Annotated in this window: 2 protein-coding genes; one reads left to right on the top strand and one right to left on the bottom strand. The window is 52.4% G+C overall.

Annotation, left to right across the window (positions count from 1 at the left end):
* The first annotated feature begins 361 nt into the window (after positions 1 to 361).
* Entirely contained in the window at positions 362 to 841 is a 480-nt protein-coding gene (locus tag AC2GXZ_RS32480) for a PRC-barrel domain-containing protein (RefSeq protein ID WP_483763369.1), read from the top strand.
* Positions 842 to 1785: 944 nt separating this feature from the next.
* Here the strand turns inward: AC2GXZ_RS32480 and AC2GXZ_RS32475 are convergent.
* On the bottom strand, positions 1786 to 2817 hold the full coding sequence (locus AC2GXZ_RS32475) for an IS110 family RNA-guided transposase (protein ID WP_483763368.1): 1032 nt from the start codon (positions 2815 to 2817) through the stop codon (positions 1786 to 1788).
* Between the last annotated feature and the right edge of the window lie 852 nt (positions 2818 to 3669).

Genomic DNA, 3669 nt, shown 5'->3' with positions numbered 1-3669 from the left:
AGTATGACTTCCCCATGAAAACCGGCGAGGCTTATTGGTCGGCCTTGGCCGCATCCAATCGCGCGTTGATGACCCCGGCCCATTTTGAGCGGTCGCGAGAGAAGTTTGCAAACGTTTCTGCCTAATATTCCGTCAAGGCACGACGCCAGCGCAAACCATAGCATACCATACTGACCGGCGCCTCGTCCGACGAGGCGCTTAGGTTTGGCTCTTAGCGACCTGCGACCCCATTAAGTAACCCCGCTACGGCGGAGTTTTTCTTTTCAATCCATCGCTTAGCAAAGGCGGAACCATTTCGATGGCTTAGAGTTCTAGACCGCCACGGAACTCCGTGAGAACAATAAATAGCGAGGAAACATCAATGAAAACGCTCATCGCCGCCGCTCTCGCCCTCGGTGCCATGACGTCTACAGTCTACGCGCAGCAGCCTGTAGCTCCGGCAGCGCAGCCTGCTGCGCCGGGAGCCGCTGCATCGGGTGCCGACGCCATTATGGTTGGCCCGGGTATTACGATGGGCAAGGCGGCCACAATGCAGCTCAAGACTGTTGAGATCAAGGATACTGATCTCGTGACGTCGAAGCTTGTAGGGCTCAACATCTATAACAAGGAGAACGAGGAAATCGGCGAAATCTCCGACGTCGTCATCGGTGGTGGCAAATCCGTGATCGGTATCGTTGCGAGTGTCGGCGGTTTTCTGGGTATCGGTGCAAGCTATGTCGTGATCGATCCGGCATCTATGGCCCTGGCAGACGACAACGGGACATGGAAGGCCTACGTCGATACGAGCAAGGATAGCCTCTCGGCTGCTCCGAAGTTCGATTATGACAAGCTGAAAAAGTAATCAGTTCGCATCCGGATCCTCAAGCCACGGATGTACTGGCGCGCGTCGATGGTGACTTTGGTAAGGCCGGTGCGAGAGATCGCCCGGCCTTTTTCCACTACTTCACTCATGGAAATGTATCACAATGGCTTTTTTCGGGTTTCCAAAGTTATTCTATTCTAACACGCGGATTATCTTTAAGAAACATAGCGCCTCCATTCAGGCTTCAGACACCCGATTGGAATCATCTGGGGCACTATCACTCACCCCCATTTCTCGGACGGGCTCTAATGGATGACGCCACGAAGGATTTTTATTTCGTAAGGCGCGAGATCGTCCGTGCACCTCGGATTATAGGTAACTCTTGCCGTAATTCCGTCGAAGCCAAGTGCTTCCGAATATGCTAAAGCAAGCCCGTGGCCAGTGAACCTCCAAATATACGTTCAGCACATCATCATCACTCGCATCCGTCTTTCACCTAAACCACACTCTGCAAGCTTTTCGGTTACGAATGAATACGGTCGTCCAGGTGAGAAAATTTTACCACTTCAATTCTTTGCGGCCAGATTGTCTTTTAGACGATTGTCGCGGGCAACAGCTAAGGAGCGTCCCATTCACAAGCGAGCCGACGTCACCGAGAGAGGAACCTTGCCCAAAGCAAACGGGGAAAACTGAGGTTGATAGCTTATTTGATCCGTTCACCGTCGTGACCGCGCCACCTAGTTGGGTGCGAGCCGCTGATAGATATGCTACCAGCGGCCGCCATGCAGGACAAACGGCATCTCGCGCGCATTGCAATAGTTCATACGGCTTCACGCTTAATGCGGAGCCTATTCGTTGGACGCAGGCAAAAGGAATCTTAGTCGTTGCGGCCTCTTAGGCGATTATCTCTAACATCCTCTTTTGCCATGATTTATACGCCTGAGATGCTGATTGTTCATCCTGACATAACAGTGGGATCAGGCTCAGTCGACGTGCGGACTGATGGATTTAGGTGTGCGGAAACGTTCGACCTTGCTTAATACGGCCCAAACGATGCGGGCAATTTTGTTGGCTACTGCTATTGCGGCCACGCGTAAAGGACGTCTTTCGGCTAGGCGCTCGAGCCAATCCGTCCCGAATGCCCTTTTCGATCGCAGTAGAAGGACCTTTCCTGCAAGAAATAGGAGGGACCGCAGCTCGCGATTGCCCATTTTCGATATCTTCCCGGATCTTGAGCTTCCTCCACTGGAATTTTGTTTTGGCGTCAATCCTATCCATGAGGCAAAGTGTCTCGCAGATTTGAAGATAGCCGGATTTGGGACATAAGCGGCAACCGCCGAAGCAACGATGGGCCCCACACCGGGGATGGTTAAGAGGCGAGAAGTGTCTGCGTTTTTCTTCGCGAGCTGCACGATGCGTTCGTCCAGACATTCAATTTTTGAAGACAACGTTTCAATGAGATCGCAGATTGTTAGCAGTGCGAAGCGCGCGTCATCTGGAACCGCCCCACTGTCGCCGCGAATGCTAGCGACTAATCTCCCCACACCGGCAGTGCCTTTACTAGCAACGGTGCCATACTCAGCTACCAGCCCCCGAAGGGCGTTCATCGATCTAGAGCGCTGTCGTACAAGCAATGACCGTGTTTTGAAAAGCTGTGCCGCGGCTTGCTGTTTTTCGCTCTTAATCGGGACAAACCGCATACCCTCTTGCGAGCATGCGATCGCTATGGCTTCGGCATCATATGCGTCAGTCTTGCCACGCTTCACAAATGGTTTCACATACTGTGCAGGGATGATCAGGCAGTGATGTCCAAGTGTACCTATTTGTCGGCTCCAGTAATTGGAGGTGGCGCATGCTTCCATAGCGACAGTGCATGGCGGCAAATTCCGGAAAAAGGCAAGCACATCCTCACGACGTAGCTTCCGCCCAAAAGTTTTTCTCCCCGACTTATCAATTCCATGCACTTGAAAAACGCTTTTGGCCAAATCTAGCCCAATCGTATTGGTGATAGGCATCAGTCATCCTTTCGCGAGGGGTCAAGTCTCGAATTTTCTCCACTAACTATGGCTGATTTCCCTGCAAGTGCACGGATTTCAAATTTTTGTAAGTGAAGCAGGATGTGGGCGTGAGACCGAAGTGGGGGTGACACCATCGTGGCTGTATAAGCGGACAATTGATTTAACTCATTCATCAGGCTTTGATGACTGTAACCCCCTCGAATCATCGTCGCGTGAGAGCCGTATCACGTACCGAGGATAACTGGTCTTCTCTAATAAAATCAGCGCGTTTTGCTTTCCTCTCCGGGTCGATGGTTCTGACCTCATCAAGGCCTGGACGACGCAACAGGCCGTCCAAATGTAAGATTCCGGGATATCTCGGCGCTTTTTGGCAATGCAAAGGGGATGAGAGCGCATTGATCCAGATGTGGCCAGGTTGGTGGATCTGACGGACAACCGCCCAGATGAGATCTGAACTTCCAATGCGCTCATAGAGTTCATCGGGAGACCAGGGGCTCCAAGCTTCTTCTCGTGGGACTTCGATGCTGTCGGCCTTCGTCTCCTAATCGCGGCAAATAAGCAAATTGGCAAGCGCCTGATCTGCTGGAAGCCACGGCTGGCCGCCGCCATCGCCTCAAATCACGAAAGTCGTTCTGTCGCCTTGAGAAAGCAAAGATGCAATCGGGCCTTGATGATGGAACTGCAGAGCTTTCTGATGGTTGCTCCTCTACGTCATTCGCAATGAAGAGGAGAGCGACATGGGCAAGACTGGTGAACATCCTGAGCAGGATCCTGCGGAGGGATCGCGCGAAACGATCGAGCGCGACCTTAAACGGCAGGAGGAAAAGCAGGCCGATAGGAAAGAAAGCG

The sequence above is a fragment of the Aliirhizobium sp. YIM B11859 genome (genome assembly GCF_057163345.1).
This window is presented reverse-complemented; position numbering and strand designations above follow the sequence as displayed.

Coding starts and splice junctions, on each gene's coding strand:
- AC2GXZ_RS32475 (WP_483763368.1), bottom strand. CDS start 2,817: ATGCCTATCACCAATACGATTGGGCTAGATTTGGCCAAAAGCGTTTTT.
- AC2GXZ_RS32480 (WP_483763369.1), top strand. CDS start 362: ATGAAAACGCTCATCGCCGCCGCTCTCGCCCTCGGTGCCATGACGTCT.